Genomic DNA, 15,282 nt, shown 5'->3' on the forward strand with positions numbered 1-15,282 from the left:
TCCGTTCTTTAATCCGCCATTGCCCTCTTAACCGCATCAATCGCAGCCTGCGCCTGTTCTGCGCCTGCCAGGCCGCCACCCTGCGCCATATCAGGCCGACCACCACCGCCCTGCCCGCCCATTGCCGCCGTTGCGGCGCGGACGAGGTCGGGTGCGGTGACTTTTCCGTGCAGCTCGGCAGAAACTGCGACGACGATCGTGTTGCTCGCTTCGTTCGCCGCGACAATTGCGACCACGCCGGTGCCAATCACCTTCATTTGGTCATCAGCAAGGCCGCGCAGCGCCTTGGGTTCGATGCCGTTTATGACCTGGCCCAGGAAGGCTGTGCCATTGACATCTTCTGCCTCGGCCTTCGGGCCAGAGCCGCCCGAAAGCGCCAATGCCGTCTTGGCGTCGCCCAGCTCCTTTTCGAGCCGTTTGCGTTCCGCAAGCAAGGTTTCCACACGCGCCGCAACCTCATCAGGTGCGGTTTTCAGCATCGCGGCGATTTCTTTCAACTGGTTTTCGCGACCTGACAGATATTGACGCGCCGCCTCACCGGTCAGGGCCTCTATACGGCGAATGCCACTGGCCACGGCGCCCTCGGAAATCACCGTGAACAGGGCGATATCACCCAGTGCATTGACATGCGTGCCGCCACACAGTTCGACCGAATAATTCACCCCGTCCGCATCGCCCATACTCAGCACCCGCACTTCGTCACCATATTTTTCGCCAAATAAAGCGAGCGCGCCGGCTGCGACAGCATCGTCCGGGGTCATCAGCCGCGTCGAAACCAAACGATTGCCGCGGATTTGCGCGTTCACATCGGCTTCAATCTGCGCCATATCATCGGCGCTGACGGCCTGATTATGCGAGAAGTCAAAGCGCAAGCGATCTGGCGCAACAAGGCTGCCCTTTTGGGTCACATGGCCGCCCAACCTGTTCCGCAACGCCGCGTGCAGCAGGTGGGTCGCGCTATGGTTCGCGCGCAGGGCATCGCGGCGTTTAGTGTCTATTTTCAACGTGACGACATCGCCAACCTTGATCTCGCCGCTTTGCAGCGTGACCTGATGCGCGTGCAATCGTCCGAGAGGCTTGGCAGTGTCGGTCACTTCACCCCGCATGGACGCGCTGGTGATTGCGCCCGCATCGCCCATCTGCCCGCCACTTTCGCCGTAAAATGGGGTCTGGTTGGTAATCACCGTCACCGTGTCATTCGCGACAGCAGATTGCACCTCGACACCGTCATTGACGAGGGCCAGCACCTGACCTTCACCCTCACTGGCGGAATAACCGGTAAATTCGGTCGAACCGACGCGTTCGGCAATATCGAACCACACATCATCCGAAGCCTTGGCGCCCGATCCTTTCCACGCCGCCCGCGCGCGTTCTTTTTGCGCCGTCATTGCCGCGTCAAAGCCAGCGGCATCAATGCCAAATCCTTGCGCGCGCAAGGCATCTTCGGTCAAATCATAGGGAAAGCCGAACGTGTCATAAAGCTTGAATGCGGTCTCACCGGCAAGCGTATCGCCCACCTTCATGCCCGCCGTTGCTTCATCCAGAAGCTTCAGTCCCTTGTCCAAGGTGCGACGAAACTGGGTCTCTTCCTGATTGAGGGTCGCCTCGATCAACTGTTGCGCGCGCACCAATTCGGGATAAGCGGCCCCCATTTCCGACACCAGATTGCCCACAAGGCGGTGCATCAAGGGTTCTTTCGCCCCCAGGATATGGGCATGGCGCATAGCGCGGCGCATGATGCGGCGCAGAACATAGCCGCGCCCTTCATTGGACGGCATGACCCCGTCGGCCAACAGGAAGCTGGTCGAACGCAAATGATCGGCAATGACCCGGTGGCTGGCCATCTGTTCGCCTTTGGCCTTGGTTCCCGTCAATTCCTGCGACGCAGCAATCAGGGATTTGAACGTGTCGGTATCGTAATTGTCGTGCACACCCTGCAACACCGCCGCGATGCGTTCCAGACCCATGCCGGTGTCGATCGACGGTTTGGGCAAAGCGGTCTGCGAGCCATCATCATGCCGTTCAAACTGCATGAAGACCAAGTTCCAGATTTCAACAAAGCGGTCGCCATCTTCATCCGGGCTTCCGGGAGGGCCGCCAAAAATATGGTCGCCATGATCGTAGAAAATTTCGCTGCATGGGCCGCATGGGCCGGTGTCACCCATGGACCAGAAATTGTCATTGGTCGCAATCCGGATGATCCGTTCTTCAGGAAGTCCGGCGATCTTGCGCCACAGGTCGAACGCTTCGTCATCGGTATGATAAACAGTGGTCGTCAGCCGGTGGGGATCAAGCCCCCAGACTTTCGTTAGCAATGTCCATGCATGAACAATCGCCTCTTCCTTGAAATAATCGCCGAACGAGAAATTGCCCAGCATTTCAAAGAAAGTATGGTGCCGCGCGGTATAGCCGACATTATCAAGGTCATTATGCTTGCCACCGGCGCGCACGCATTTCTGGCTCGACGTCGCGCGCGGAATCTCCCGGCTTTCAAGGCCCGTGAAGACATTTTTGAACGGCACCATCCCTGCGTTGACGAACATCAACGTCGGGTCATTATAGGGAACGAGCGGGGCAGACTGCACCACATCATGGCTGGCATTGCCGAAATAGTCGAGAAAACCGCGGCGGATATCATTTGTTGAGGTCATAGCGTGTGCGACTTAGATGGATTTCTGCTTAGATGGAACCTGTAACGGACAGCATTTTGCGCCGATCCGTAAAAATTCAGGCATAGGCATAAGGCCCACCTTTTTCGAGCGCCCGTTGAAAGGCAGGCCGCGCATGAATGGCGGCGACAAAGGCCGTAAGTTTAGGCTTGCCGGATGCATGGCCCATTTTGACAGCGGCTTCTGCTGGAAAACTGAGCATGATATCTGCACCGGTCAGATTATCACCGACGAACCAGCCCGATGGCAAAAGCCGGTCTTCCATATATTGGAAATGGCTTTGCAATTGTTGATCAATACGGGGACGGAGGGGAGCCGCTGCATCGCCAAGTCGTGCTGTATAGATGTTGAGCAAGATCGGCGTCATCGCCGAACCTTCGGCAAAGTGCAGATATTCGAGATAGCGAATATGGTCAGCCGTCCCACGCGCAGGAACAAGATGGTCGCCGCCATGCCGTTCGCAAATATATTCAACGATTGCAGCTGATTCATAAATGATATGGCCATCATCTTCAATCACCGGAGATTTACCCAGGGGGTGAATCGCCAGCAATTCGGGCGGGGCCAGGTTGGTGACGGCATCGCGCTGATGGTGGTGGATGGTATAGGGAATTTCCAATTCCTCCAGCAACCAGAGGATACGTTGGGAACGCGAATTGTTCAAATGATGTACGGTCAATGCCATTTTGCTGTCCTTGGATGCTGGTTTGTTAACTCGGCTGAACGTTAAAAAGGTTTTTTCGTTAAAGATAGCAAATGCTGACCCGGCCCCAAAAAGAATGACCCGCCCCGGGGTGGACCAGGGCGGGTCGTAAGCATCGGTCTCAGGCAAGACCGCGCTTAATCCTCTTTAGGGGGAGAGGAAATTTATTCGATGATATCATCTTCCGCGTCGGAACCGGTCATCATCACTTCGGCCACTTCCTCGGTCTTGCCGCGGATCGCGGCCTCAAGTTTTGCGGCCACTTCGGGATTTTCGGTCAGATAGGTTTTGGAGTTTTCACGCCCCTGCCCGATGCGGATCGAATCATAGCTGAACCAGCTGCCCGATTTTTCGACGATACCGGCCTTCACACCCAGATCGAGCAACTCGCCGGTCTTGGAAATGCCCTGCCCGTACATGATGTCGAATTCGACCTGCTTGAAGGGCGGTGCCACCTTGTTCTTCACAACCTTCACGCGGGTGGTGTTGCCGACAATATCCTCACCCTGCTTGATCTGGCCGGTGCGGCGGATGTCGAGACGGACCGATGCGTAGAATTTGAGCGCGTTACCGCCAGTCGTGGTTTCAGGCGAACCGTACATCACGCCGATTTTCATGCGGATCTGGTTGATGAAGATGACCATGCAGTTCGACCGGCTGATCGAACCTGTAATCTTGCGAAGCGCCTGGCTCATCAAACGGGCCTGCAGACCGACATGGCTGTCGCCCATTTCGCCCTCGATTTCGGCGCGTGGAACCAGCGCGGCCACCGAGTCGATGACCAAAATGTCGACGGCGTTGGACCGGACCAGCGTATCGGCAATTTCCAGCGCCTGTTCGCCCGTATCCGGCTGCGACACGATCAGATTATCGATATCGACGCCCAGTTTCTTGGCATAGGCGGGGTCGAGCGCATGTTCTGCGTCGATAAAGGCCGCCGTGCCCCCTGCCTTTTGCGCCTCCGCAATGGCGTGCAGGGTCAGGGTCGTCTTGCCCGAGCTTTCCGGACCGTAAATTTCAATCACACGCCCCTTTGGCAAACCGCCAATTCCGAGTGCGATGTCGAGGCCCAGCGAGCCGGTCGAAACCGCATCAATGGCAATCGCCTCCCGACTACCCAGCTTCATGGCGGAACCCTTGCCAAAGGCGCGGTCAATCTGCGCCAACGCTGCTTCCAGCGCTTTATCACGATCTGAACTGTTCATATTCTTTGCCTGAACTCCATCGATTACTTTAAGACTTGCTGCCATTTTTCCACTCCTTAGCGTCATGCCTGGGTCCGGAACATCACCGGAACGAAGCATGATGTACGATATTTGTTCTAAAAGAACAAGAGCGGAACATATTTTTTATTAGCGTTATTTTTTAGATAGTTAAACTGTTTTTTCTGAAAATCCCTGTTGTTGGGGACAGTCCCCAACCCTTACGCCTTACTCCATCGCCATGGCATCATGCACAGCTTCTGCAATTTGCTGCACCGAAAAGGGTTTGGGCAGGAACGATACATTGTCCAGACTGATGGTTTCGCGCAATTGTTCCTCGGCATAGCCGGACATGAAGAGCAACCTTATGTCGCCAAATTGTCCACGCAAATTGCGGGCCATTGTCGGGCCGTCCATATTGGGCATCACCACATCGGACACGACAAGATCATAGCGTTTGCCATCTGCGAACAGCGCCAGCGCCTCTTCGCCGTCGCAGGCAGTTTCAACGACATAGCCCTGCCGGACCAGCGCGCGTTCCGCCACCGCGCGGACCATATCTTCATCCTCGACAATCAATATCCGGCCGCTGCCCCACAAATCCTTGGGCCGGTAAAATTCCTTTTTGCCGGTATCGGCCGCCGGGGCTTCGCCCACATGCACCGGAAGATAGATATCAAACCGTGTTCCCTGGCCCAATTCGGATTCGGCAAAGATGAACCCGCCAGATTGTTTTACAATACCATAGACCGTCGACAGGCCAAGACCCGTGCCCTTGCCCACTTCCTTGGTCGTAAAAAACGGTTCGAAGATCTTGCCCAGATTTTCCTTGGATATGCCCGTTCCACTATCTTCCACCGACAGCAAGGCATAGTCGCCAATGGGCAAAATATCGCTGCCCATCGCGCGGACATCATCCTGCGACACCGATTTGGTGCTGATATGCACCACGCCGCCCTTGTCCATCGCGTCACGGGCATTCAGGCCCAGATTAACAATGACCTGTTCAAGCTGGCCCGGGTCAGCGCGCACCGGCCCCAGTGAACGGCCATGATGCACTTCCAACCGGACAGTTTCACCAAGCAGGCGTTTGAGCAAGCTGGACACATCGGCGACCACATCGGGCAATTGCAATATCTGCGGTCGCAAGGTTTGCTGCCGCGAAAAGGCGAGCAATTGCCGCGTCAGGCTGGCCGCGCGATTGGAATTATTCTTGATCTGCTGGATATCGTCATAATCGCCATCACCCGGCTGGTGCCGCAACAGCATCAGGTCGCAATAGCCAATGATCGCGGTCAGGATATTGTTGAAATCATGCGCCACACCGCCGGCCAGCTGCCCGATGGATTCCATCTTCGTTTGTTGTGCGACCTGCCGTTTTAGCTTCGTTTCCTCGCTATTATCTTTCAGGCCGAGCAGCACCGCCGCCTCACCCAAGCCACGCACACCGGCAATGGAAAGCGCGATAACCTCGTCCGGACGTTCTTTAAGGCGGACCGCGATATCGCCCGATGTCATCGCACCACTGCCATAGCGGCGGATGCTGTCGAGCACGGCGGCGGTATCTTCGGCTATGACAAGATCGCCGGGATAGGGAGGAATCGCCTCTGGCGACAGGTCAAGCACCCGGGCAAAGGCATCATTGGCAAATAGAAACCGGCCGTTGCGGTCGACCAGCGCCAGCCCCAAAGGCAGCGTCGATAAAAGCTGTTCGACATGCGCCAGGGCAAGGCCGCGTTCAACCTTTGCCCCTTCCTCATCGACGGCGAGCAGCAAGGATGATCCATCCGCCTTTTCTTCGGCCAATGCGATATTCAACAGGCGGATCGGCAAGCCGCGCCGACCTTCTCGTTCGAAAAACACGCTGCCGCCTTCGTCCATCCGCATATAGCTGGCAAACGGCTTTCCAGTAATGACGTCAGTGTCGCTGCCGGTGGCGCGTAATGTGAAGGCGATATTGGCGGCGCGAATATGGCCATCGGCTCCTATGGACACAGCCATGATTCCATTTTGCGCCATGGCCCGGCCGATGCGCCCGCTGACCAGTTCCATCGCCCGGCTTTCGATATCCAGCCGCTCGATCACGGCCAGCCGCCACAGCAGATATTCATCCGCCGTTCCGGCCCGCGCGACCTTTACACTATATTGCCGATCGCCCATCGACAGCACGTCAATCCGTGCGCTGCCGTCGCGCCATGCGGCGCGACCTGCGGTAACCAGAAATTCGCGGTTGGCATCGTCAACACCCAGATCTGGCGGCGCTTTCAACCCGGGAAAGGCTTTGATAAAATGGTCATTGGCGCACACCAGACGACCGGCGCGGTCACTTATTGCAATGGCGGCGGCGCTCAACTGTGCGGCGGCGTGGGTAATCGACCAGTCAGGTGGCAACATCTGCGCTGTCACCTCGACCGGGCGGGTGCGCCGGACAAAATTGACCAGTCCCCACGCCGCGATCATCGCAGCGGCGCAGCTTCCCAGCAGCACCGGATTTTCAGTTACAACCCATAAAATGCCGAGCGAGACGAGTGTCGCACCCGCCAGCCACAATATGGGTTGAAACTCGACCTGCGAAGCGTCCTCCCCCTCCTGCCCGAAAAGTGTCAATTGCGGTGGGGGGACTCGGCTAGTCAAATTGGTTCCTTACCAGATGCGGACGCGTTCCTCGGGTTTGAGGTATAATTTGCCGTCCGCTTTCGGCTGGAACGCATCGTACCATTTGTCAAGATTGCGTACCACCCATACCCGCTGGGCCGAAGGGCTGTGCGGGTCGGTTATCAACCGCTGACGCAAATTGGCCTCGCGATAATTGCGCCGCCAAACCTGCGCCCAGCCCAGGAAAAAGCGCTGATCGCCGGTCATGCCATCGATAACCGGCGCCTCTTTGCCGTTCAAAGACGTGCGATAGGCATCATAAGCAATGGTCAATCCGGCCAAATCTCCAATATTCTCGCCCAGCGTAAATTCGCCCTTCACCGATGCGTCGGGGAAAATCTGATAGGCATCATATTGCGCGATCAGTTGCTTTCCAGCGGCCTCAAACGCCTTGACGTCGCTTTCGGTCCACCAGTCGGCCAGCTTGCCATTCTGGTCATATTTCGCGCCCTGATCATCGAAATGGTGGCTGACCTCATGCCCGATAACCGCGCCGATGCCGCCATAGTTGACGGCTGGGTCCGCCTTGGGGTCAAAGAAAGGCGGCTGCAAAATCGCAGCGGGAAAGACGATTTCGTTCATACCGAAATTCGCATAGGCGTTCACCGTTTGCGGCAACATGCCCCATTCCCAGCGGCGGATGGGACCGCCAAGCTTGGAGATATTATCATCAAAGCCCCATTGGTTGGACCGCATATCATTGCCAAACAGGTCGCCCCGCACGATTTTGAGCTTGGAATAATCTTTCCATCGGTCGGGATAGCCGATCTTGGTCGTGAAATTGGCCAGCTTTGCCCGGGCCTTGACCTTGGTTTCGGGCTGCATCCACGAAAGATTGTCAATTCGGCGACCCAATGCAGCAAGGACATTTTGCACCAGAACATTCATCGATGCCTTGGTTTCGGGCGGGAAATATTTGGCGGCATAGGCTTTGCCCACTTCGTCACCCAATGTACCCTCGGTCAACGCCACGCCGCGTTTCCAGCGCGGTTCGCGCTGGGGTGTGCCCTGCAAAGTGGTGCCATAAAATGCAAATGTGGTGTCCGAAACCGAATCAGGCAACACATTGGAATAGGCCGCCAGACTGTTGACGATCATCTGGTCCTTCAGAACGGCCAAATCGGTCTCGGCAAAAATCTTTGAAATGCCGGTGATGGCGCTTGGTTGTCCCACGACGACTTCGGTAATGTTCTTGCTGACACCTGTCAGCACCGATGACAGCTTCAGGCCGGGCGTGATACCGTCCAACTGCGCCAAAGTCATCTTGTTGTAGGTTTTGGTCGCGTCCGAACTATCTTCCCTAGTCCATTGAACTTCTGCAATTTTCTTTTCCATTGCAAAAATGGCATCGGCGCGCGCCGCAGGGTTCTTCTCCCCCGCCAAAGTCAGCATCTTGCCCAGATATTCCTTATAGGCCTTGCGAATGGACTCGAATTTGTCATTTTCGACCAGATACATGTCGCGGTCGGGCAAACCGGTTCCGCCCTGGAAAATCTGGAAAATATAAGCTTCGGGATTTTTATCGTCCTGCCCCACAAAACCGCCGAACAATGCGCCCACGCCGTTGCGCGCTGCGGTCGGCAGCAGCTTTTCAAACGCCGCCTTGCTCTTGATGCCACGCACCTGTTTCAGCCATGGCTGGATGGGCTTCAGACCTTTTTTCTCGACTGTCGCGATATCCAGATAGCTCGCATAGACGTCACCTGCCTTGCTGCCCTTCACATCCTTTTCCGCATCCAGCACCAGCTTTACCCGATCTTTCGACAAGTCGTCGAGCGCGGTAAACATGCCATAGTTGGACTTGTCGGCCGGAATTTCGGTCTTTGCCGCCCATTTGCCATTGGCAAAAAGGTAGAAATCATCGCCCGGCGCAACCGATGCGTCCATGCCGCTATCGTCAAAACCAAAGCTGCCCAATTGTGGGCCGTCCTTGGCCGGTGCATCTGCGGCCGGCGCTGTCTGCGCCAAGGCCGGCGAGGCCAAAGCCAATGTGGATACAGACGCGGCCAAAGCCATTTGTTTCAAGAATTTCATGTTCAACTCCCCATAGCTAAAGTGGGAGCCGGTCTATAATCCTGCCGAAAAGGCGCGAGTGCTTATCTACTAGCGGCAATAGCTTTCGACCGGCGTCGCCATTTCGAGCTGATCCACCAACGCCAGAACCATGCCGCGAGCACATATCCGACGGCCGCGGCCACGATTGAAATAATCGCAAGCCCCGCAACGCCCTGAACAAGCGCCAATGGAGCCTCAGTCCAGAGGAAATCGAGCCATTGTGACAAAGGCGCACCTGACTCGATCAATTCATAAAAGCGACCCGAACCTCCACTGAGCCGCAAAACCGATTCGCCGACATAAACCGATGCAATCAGGATGAACGGCGTGGTCGCAGGCATGCTCAAAAAGGTCATGGCCGCGCCGATCGGAATATTGGCGCGCGCCGGAAGGGCAAGCAATGCCACCCCGGCGATCTGGACACCGGGTATCAAGAGGAAAATCCCGACGAGCAATCCAAGCGCAACCCCGCGCGGGACCGAGCGGCGCGTAAAACGCCACAAGGCAGGGTGAAACACCCGCTTGGCAAATGGGCGCAGAAAACGGCTGCGTTCAAAGCTGTCGCGGGTCGGGGCCTGCCTGTTTATCCAAGCGCCTATTCTGCTCATCCACGGTCTCGCATGATACGTCCCTGTTCGCGCTTCCAATCGCGTTCTTTTTCCGTTGCCCGTTTGTCGGGCGCCTTTTTGCCCTTGGCCAGCGCCAGTTCCACCTTTGCCCGTCCTTTACCATTGAAATAGATCGACAGTGGGACAAGCGTCATGCCCTGACGCATCACAGCACCATGCAGCTTGTATATTTCACGAAGATTAAGGAGCAATTTACGGGGGCGCTTGGGTTCGTGATTGTAGCGATTTCCGTGGCTGAATTCGGGAATATTGGCATTGATCAGCCAGATTTGGTCATCCTTGACCTCGGCATAGCTCTCCGCAATCGACCCTTCGCCAAAGCGCAGCGATTTGACTTCGGTCCCGGTCAGCACGATCCCGGCCTCATATTTATCGTCGATATGGTAGTCATACCGTGCGCGCCGGTTTTCGGCGACGGTTTTGACTTTGTTAAACTCTTCGGTTTTGGGACGCGACATCAAATAAGTCCTGCATTCTCCAAAGAAATAAGTCCTGCATTCTCCAAAGCGACGTCAACCTGACGACGGCTAGCCTCGCTCGGCGGGGTCATGGGAAGGCGCAATTCGGTGGGGAAGCCCTCGATTACGCGCGACAAGGCATATTTGATCGGCCCCGGCGATGCATCAGAAAATAGCGCCAAATGAAGCGGATAGAGCTTATCATTCAGATTACGCGCCAACTCATAGTCCCCCGACGCACAGGCCGCCTGAAACTCCGCGCACAGCTTCGGCGCGACGTTGGCGGTCACTGAAATGCAGCCCACCCCGCCCGCAGCGTTGAAGGCGAGCGATTGTTCATCGACACCCGACAACAGGCAGAAGTCCGGACCACAGGCGAGACGATGGTCGGTTACCCGCGGCATATCGCCGCTCGCGTCCTTGATGCCGATAACGGTCGGCAGCTGCGCCAGCCGCGCCACAGTCTCGGGCTTGATGTCCGTCACCGTCCGCGCCGGGACGTTGTACAGCACGATCGGCAGGTCATTTTTCTTCGTCATGGCCTCAAAATGGGCGTAAATGCCCTCCTGATTGGGCCGGTTGTAATAAGGCGCAACCACGAGTCCCGCCGCAGCCCCGCTCTTTTTCGAAAAATTGAGGTGCAGGATCGCGTTGTTCGTATCATTCGACCCGCATCCCGCAATCACCGGCACGCGCCCGGCGGCCTGTTCAATACACACCTCAATCACGCGATGATGCTCTGCATTGGACAGCGTCGATGCTTCTCCAGTGGTCCCGGCAGGTACCAATGCGCTTGATCCCTGCTCGATTTGCCAGTCAATCAAGGCCCGAAAATGCTTCTCGCTAAACGCTCCGTCGCAAAAAGGAGTCACTAGAGCGGGTATTGAGCCTGAAAACATGGCAAATATCTTTCAATTTGGACCATAGGGTTAATCTATGGGGAATATAGTCGTTCGTTCAGCACCTGATAAGGATGGGGCACATAATATGTCCAGCATGGTAAAGCATCTCATTTCAGCATCGATGCTGATTCTTCCGGCCACAGCGATGGCTGCGGCGCAGCAAGAACCTGAAATTCAGTGGCAACGCGGCACCGGGGAACCTGCACAGCCCAGCGCCACCGGCACTCCGACAATCGCGCCAGCCGTCATCCAATATGACCCCAGCGAGGGTAAAATCCCCGCTGCCTTGCAACAATGGAAGATGTTGAGCGCGTCGACTGTTTACAGTTTTAGCGAATATGCGTCCTTTTTAATAAACTACCCTGATTGGCCCAATGCCGAAGAGATGCGGAAAAATGCGGAACAGGCCATCAATCCGCTGACCTATTCCCCCAATCAGGCCGTCGCCTATTTTGACCGACTGCCGCCATTGACCAATACCGGTCGCGCAAAATATGCGATGGCGCTTGATGCCACCGGGGACAAGGCCCGCGCCGCCGCGATGACGCGTGAAGCATGGCGCAGCGGCCCTTTGAGCGATGATGACGAAACGCGCCTGTTCAAGATTGCAGGGACCGCGCTAACCTCGGCAGATCATGATGCGCGGGTCGACCGCCTGCTCTGGTCAAGCGCGACACGCGCGGCGCAAAGGTGGATTGACTATACATCGCCGCAACGCCGGCCTGCCTTTATCGCCGCCCTTGCGACCCGCCTGAACAGCCCCGATGCGGCCCTGAAAGTGCAGGAAGCAGGCGACAGCGCGAATGGAGAGGCAAGCTTGCTCGCCGCCCGGGCGGATGCCTTGCGCCTGTCTGGCAACAGTTTTGCTGCGCGCGAATTATTGGCCAACCGGTCACGTCTGGTTGCGCCGGCGCCGGTTTTGAAAGACTGGTACAAGCTGCTTTTGACCCATGCCCAGGCCGCAGCGAATGATGGCCAATATGATATTGCCTACCGGATCGCATCACGTCTGGACGATGCCCCGCCTGCGGGATTGGTGATGGTCGATCAGGATCTGTCGACACGCGATAATTATACCAGCCTGACATGGATGGCAGGCAGCCTTGCGCTTGAACGGCTGGGCCGTCCGGGTGATGCCACCGCAATGTTTGCCCTGTATGCGGCAGCAGCGAAATCACCGCAAACGCGGTCCAAGGGCTTGCATTGGGCCGGAAAGGCCGCCGCCCAAAATGGCGACCCAGCCCGGGCTGCAAATTATTACGAACAAGCTGCTGTATATTATGACAGTTTTTTCGGGCAATTATCGCTTGAGCAACTCAGACGTCCTTTGCCGCCTGTTCCGCAAGTGGCGGTCACGCCTGCGCCTTTGACAGACGCCAGCACACCGGCCGTGTTCCTCGCCGCTGCACTGGCATCAAAATATGGCAGCTGGAAAGACCAGAGCAATTTCCTGCGGGCCATTTCCAAAAATGCTAAAACACCGCAGGATTTTGTCGCAGCGATCAACTTGTCGAAAAAGATCAACCGCCCCGATCTGGCGGTGATGGCCGGACGCAGCGCGCGGTATTTCGGCTATGCCGATCTGCTGGGCAATGGCTATCCGACGGTCGATGTCCCTGCGTCACAAAGTCATAACTGGACGCTGGCGCACGCCATCATGCGGCAGGAAAGCCAGTTTGACAAAGCCGCTGTAAGCCATGCTGGCGCGCGCGGTTTGATGCAATTGATGCCCGGCACGGCGCGCGAAACCTCTGGCAAGATCGCGATGGCCTATCGTCCCGAAGATCTGACCATTGATACCGATTATAACATATCGCTCGGATCGACCTATATCCAGCGGATGCTCGATTATTATGACGGCAGCTATCCCTTGGCGATAGCCGCCTATAATGGCGGCCCGGGCAATGTGAACAAATGGCTGAAAGCCTTTGGCGATCCGCGCACCGGAAGCATCGGCATGTTAGAATGGATCGAAAAAATTCCGCTCAGCGAAACCCGCGATTATGTGTACCGCGTCCTCGAAAACGCCGTGATGTATGATCACTTGCATCCCGAAAAAGCGCGGGTGCGTTCGGCAACGCCGCTCAGCACCTATCTAGGCAAATCGACACCGGGGTGACCAATCACCGCCCGCTGGAACGCACCAATCCGATAACACCCGCCGGGTTCGCCGCCTTGCGCGAACGCTATGAACAGCTTTTCGCCATCGACCGCCCGGCGGTGGTCGAAATCGTGCATTGGGCGGCGGGTAATGGCGACCGCAGCGAAAATGGCGATTATATTTACGGCCGCCAAAAACTGCGCGCCATTGACCGCGAACTCGGGCAGCTTTCAAAGAAGATGAAGGTTGCCAAAATACTCGATCCGTCCCGCCAGGAAGACCGCAGCCGCGTATTTTTCGGGGCGTCCGTCACCATCGCCGATACCGATGATGTGCATCGCACGATCACACTGGTCGGCGATGACGAAGCCGATGCTGGCGCAGGCCGGATCGGATGGAACTCCCCCCTCGCCCGCGCATTGCGCGGGTCGTCTGTGGGGGATGTGAAGACGGTAATGCTGCCGACAGGTCCGAAAGAATGGGAAGTGATCGGGATTATATATCCTGAACAGGCGGGGTAAGGGGCGGCGCAAGCTGGGTAGAAGGCGGCTCGCGCCTAACCCGTCACGCTGAATTTATGACTCAAACCCGTCACCCTGAACTTGTTTCAGGGTCTTACTACTGCGGCGCTGAAAACTAAGACCCTGAAACAAGTTCAGGGTGACGGGAGAGGAGGAGAAAGTCACGGGATGGCAGTTTAAGATCAAAGCTAGCTCCTCCGCGTCCTCCGCGCACTCTGCGTGAACCCTAAATGCACAAGTTATTTGGTTCACGCAGAGAGCGCAAAGTTCGCGGAGGTTAAAACCGGGCCGTTTTTTCTCTCTCTTCGTCACCCTAAACATTTAGTCCGTCACCAACTCAAACCCGTCACCCTGAACTTGTTTCAGGGTCTATCATGCAGCGGCAACTTATAGCCCGAAAGAGAGCACACCCGTGCGTCCTAGCTTGATTTTTCTACGCACAACAAAGGAATAAGCTGACAAATGGACCCTGAAACAAGTTGTGCTCTGCACGCCTTCGGCTCCAGGGTGACGACGGGTGTGAATTTGCTGTGCGTCACCAAGGAGACCGCAAGCACCTACCCCTCAATCCGCCTTATACCCCAATGTCGCCGTCGCCAGTGCCATGATCCCTGCATCCACCTCGGGAAATTCCTGCGGTACGCTGGCTTCGAGTTCCTTCACGACATGGCTCAGCACCGCCATGCGCGCCGCTTTCTGGTTATTGCCGTCAATGACAGTCCAGGGTGCCCAATGGGTGTCGGTGCGTTTGAACATATCTTTCATCGCGTCCAGATAGGCGTCGCGCTTGGCGCGATTGCGAAAATCTTCTGCCGTCACCTTCCAGCGTTTAGACGGATCGTTCAAACGCTCAGTTAACACCTTATCTTGTGTTTCCTGTGTAACATGCAGAAAAAACTTGATGATCTTTGTACCAATTTCACCTTGCCGCGATTCAAATTCGTTGATTTCGTCAAAGCCGCGCCGCCATTCGGCTTCGCTACAGAATCCTTCGACCCGTTCGACAAGCACACGGCCATAATGGCTGCGGTCCCAGATGTTGATTTCGCATTTGCCCGGTAATTTGTTCCAGAACCGCCAGAGGAAATGCTTGTCCTTTTCCTCGGTCGTCGGGGCGGAAACCGGATAGACCTGATAAAAACGCGGGTCGAGTGTGGCCGTCATCCGCTTGATCGCACCGCCCTTGCCCGCGGCGTCCCAGCCTTCCATGACGATTAATGTACGCGCGCCATGCAGAATATGCAGGGATTGTTGCACGGCCAGCCGGTCCTGAAGTGATTTCAGGCCTTCATCATAGTCCCGGTCATATTTATTGCCGGACTCAAAATCGGAAAGATCGATTGCCATCGGCGCGGTTCAGCACCTTACGCCGGCCTAGACAAGGGCG

Annotated in this window: 11 protein-coding genes; 2 read left to right on the forward strand and 9 right to left on the reverse strand. The window is 56.4% G+C overall.

The window, feature by feature from the left end; all coding sequences use genetic code 11:
* Nucleotides 1-8: 8 nt before the first annotated feature.
* From alaS to dapA, 8 genes are all read right to left on the reverse strand, one after another.
* Entirely contained in the window at nucleotides 9-2,651 is a 2,643-nt protein-coding gene (gene alaS / locus EUU23_RS06035) for an alanine--tRNA ligase (protein ID WP_160353148.1), read from the reverse strand.
* Nucleotides 2,652-2,727: 76 nt separating this feature from the next.
* Entirely contained in the window at nucleotides 2,728-3,354 is a 627-nt protein-coding gene (locus EUU23_RS06040) for a glutathione S-transferase family protein (protein WP_160353149.1), read from the reverse strand.
* Nucleotides 3,355-3,536: 182 nt separating this feature from the next.
* Nucleotides 3,537-4,622, reverse strand: a complete 1,086-nt coding sequence (recA, locus tag EUU23_RS06045) for a recombinase RecA (RefSeq protein WP_160353150.1) — start codon at nucleotides 4,620-4,622, stop codon at nucleotides 3,537-3,539.
* A 180-nt stretch (nucleotides 4,623-4,802) separates the two neighbouring features.
* Nucleotides 4,803-7,208, reverse strand: a complete 2,406-nt coding sequence (locus EUU23_RS06050) for a hybrid sensor histidine kinase/response regulator (RefSeq protein ID WP_246156133.1) — start codon at nucleotides 7,206-7,208, stop codon at nucleotides 4,803-4,805.
* Nucleotides 7,209-7,217: 9 nt separating this feature from the next.
* Nucleotides 7,218-9,263: a M13 family metallopeptidase gene (locus EUU23_RS06055; protein ID WP_246156140.1), complete on the reverse strand. Its 2,046-nt coding sequence runs from the start codon at nucleotides 9,261-9,263 to the stop codon at nucleotides 7,218-7,220.
* Between the two features lie 62 nt (nucleotides 9,264-9,325).
* Nucleotides 9,326-9,892: a DUF2062 domain-containing protein gene (locus EUU23_RS06060; protein ID WP_160353151.1), complete on the reverse strand. Its 567-nt coding sequence runs from the start codon at nucleotides 9,890-9,892 to the stop codon at nucleotides 9,326-9,328.
* Entirely contained in the window at nucleotides 9,889-10,371 is a 483-nt protein-coding gene (gene smpB, locus EUU23_RS06065) for an SsrA-binding protein SmpB (protein ID WP_160353152.1), read from the reverse strand. The genes EUU23_RS06060 and smpB overlap by 4 nt, the downstream gene beginning before the upstream one ends.
* Nucleotides 10,371-11,270 (reverse strand): 4-hydroxy-tetrahydrodipicolinate synthase, encoded by a 900-nt coding sequence (gene dapA, locus EUU23_RS06070; RefSeq protein ID WP_160353153.1) that lies wholly within the window; start codon nucleotides 11,268-11,270, stop codon nucleotides 10,371-10,373. Before dapA ends, smpB begins: the two co-directional genes overlap by 1 nt.
* Before the next feature lie 88 nt (nucleotides 11,271-11,358).
* Between dapA and EUU23_RS06075 the strand changes: the two genes are divergently transcribed.
* Together EUU23_RS06075 and EUU23_RS06080 are read left to right on the forward strand one after the other, a co-directional pair.
* Nucleotides 11,359-13,392, forward strand: a complete 2,034-nt coding sequence (locus EUU23_RS06075; RefSeq protein ID WP_160353154.1) for a transglycosylase SLT domain-containing protein — start codon at nucleotides 11,359-11,361, stop codon at nucleotides 13,390-13,392.
* The gene (locus tag EUU23_RS06080; RefSeq protein ID WP_343032685.1) at nucleotides 13,389-13,895 is read left to right on the forward strand and encodes a GreA/GreB family elongation factor; all 507 of its coding nucleotides are present in this window, start codon (nucleotides 13,389-13,391) and stop codon (nucleotides 13,893-13,895) included. The genes EUU23_RS06075 and EUU23_RS06080 overlap by 4 nt, the downstream gene beginning before the upstream one ends.
* A 564-nt stretch (nucleotides 13,896-14,459) precedes the next feature.
* On the opposite strand, the gene EUU23_RS06085 is transcribed toward EUU23_RS06080, so the two are convergent.
* Complete coding sequence (locus EUU23_RS06085) at nucleotides 14,460-15,242, reverse strand: polyphosphate kinase 2 family protein (RefSeq protein WP_160353155.1); 783 nt, start codon at nucleotides 15,240-15,242, stop codon at nucleotides 14,460-14,462.
* Nucleotides 15,243-15,282: the final 40 nt, after the last annotated feature.

Origin of the sequence: Sphingorhabdus profundilacus (assembly GCF_009769755.1) — a bacterium.
GTDB classification, from domain to species: Bacteria; Pseudomonadota; Alphaproteobacteria; order Sphingomonadales; family Sphingomonadaceae; genus Sphingorhabdus_B; species Sphingorhabdus_B profundilacus.

Bases quoted from the DNA above. Each gene is read 5' to 3' on its own strand.
- alaS (WP_160353148.1), bottom strand. From the start codon at position 2,651: ATGACCTCAACAAATGATATCCGCCGCGGTTTTCTCGACTATTTCGGC.
- EUU23_RS06040 (WP_160353149.1), bottom strand. From the start codon at position 3,354: ATGGCATTGACCGTACATCATTTGAACAATTCGCGTTCCCAACGTATC.
- recA (WP_160353150.1), bottom strand. From the start codon at position 4,622: ATGGCAGCAAGTCTTAAAGTAATCGATGGAGTTCAGGCAAAGAATATG.
- EUU23_RS06055 (WP_246156140.1), bottom strand. From the start codon at position 9,263: ATGAAATTCTTGAAACAAATGGCTTTGGCCGCGTCTGTATCCACATTG.
- EUU23_RS06060 (WP_160353151.1), bottom strand. From the start codon at position 9,892: ATGAGCAGAATAGGCGCTTGGATAAACAGGCAGGCCCCGACCCGCGAC.
- smpB (WP_160353152.1), bottom strand. From the start codon at position 10,371: ATGTCGCGTCCCAAAACCGAAGAGTTTAACAAAGTCAAAACCGTCGCC.
- dapA (WP_160353153.1), bottom strand. From the start codon at position 11,270: ATGTTTTCAGGCTCAATACCCGCTCTAGTGACTCCTTTTTGCGACGGA.
- EUU23_RS06075 (WP_160353154.1), top strand. From the start codon at position 11,359: ATGTCCAGCATGGTAAAGCATCTCATTTCAGCATCGATGCTGATTCTT.
- EUU23_RS06085 (WP_160353155.1), bottom strand. From the start codon at position 15,242: ATGGCAATCGATCTTTCCGATTTTGAGTCCGGCAATAAATATGACCGG.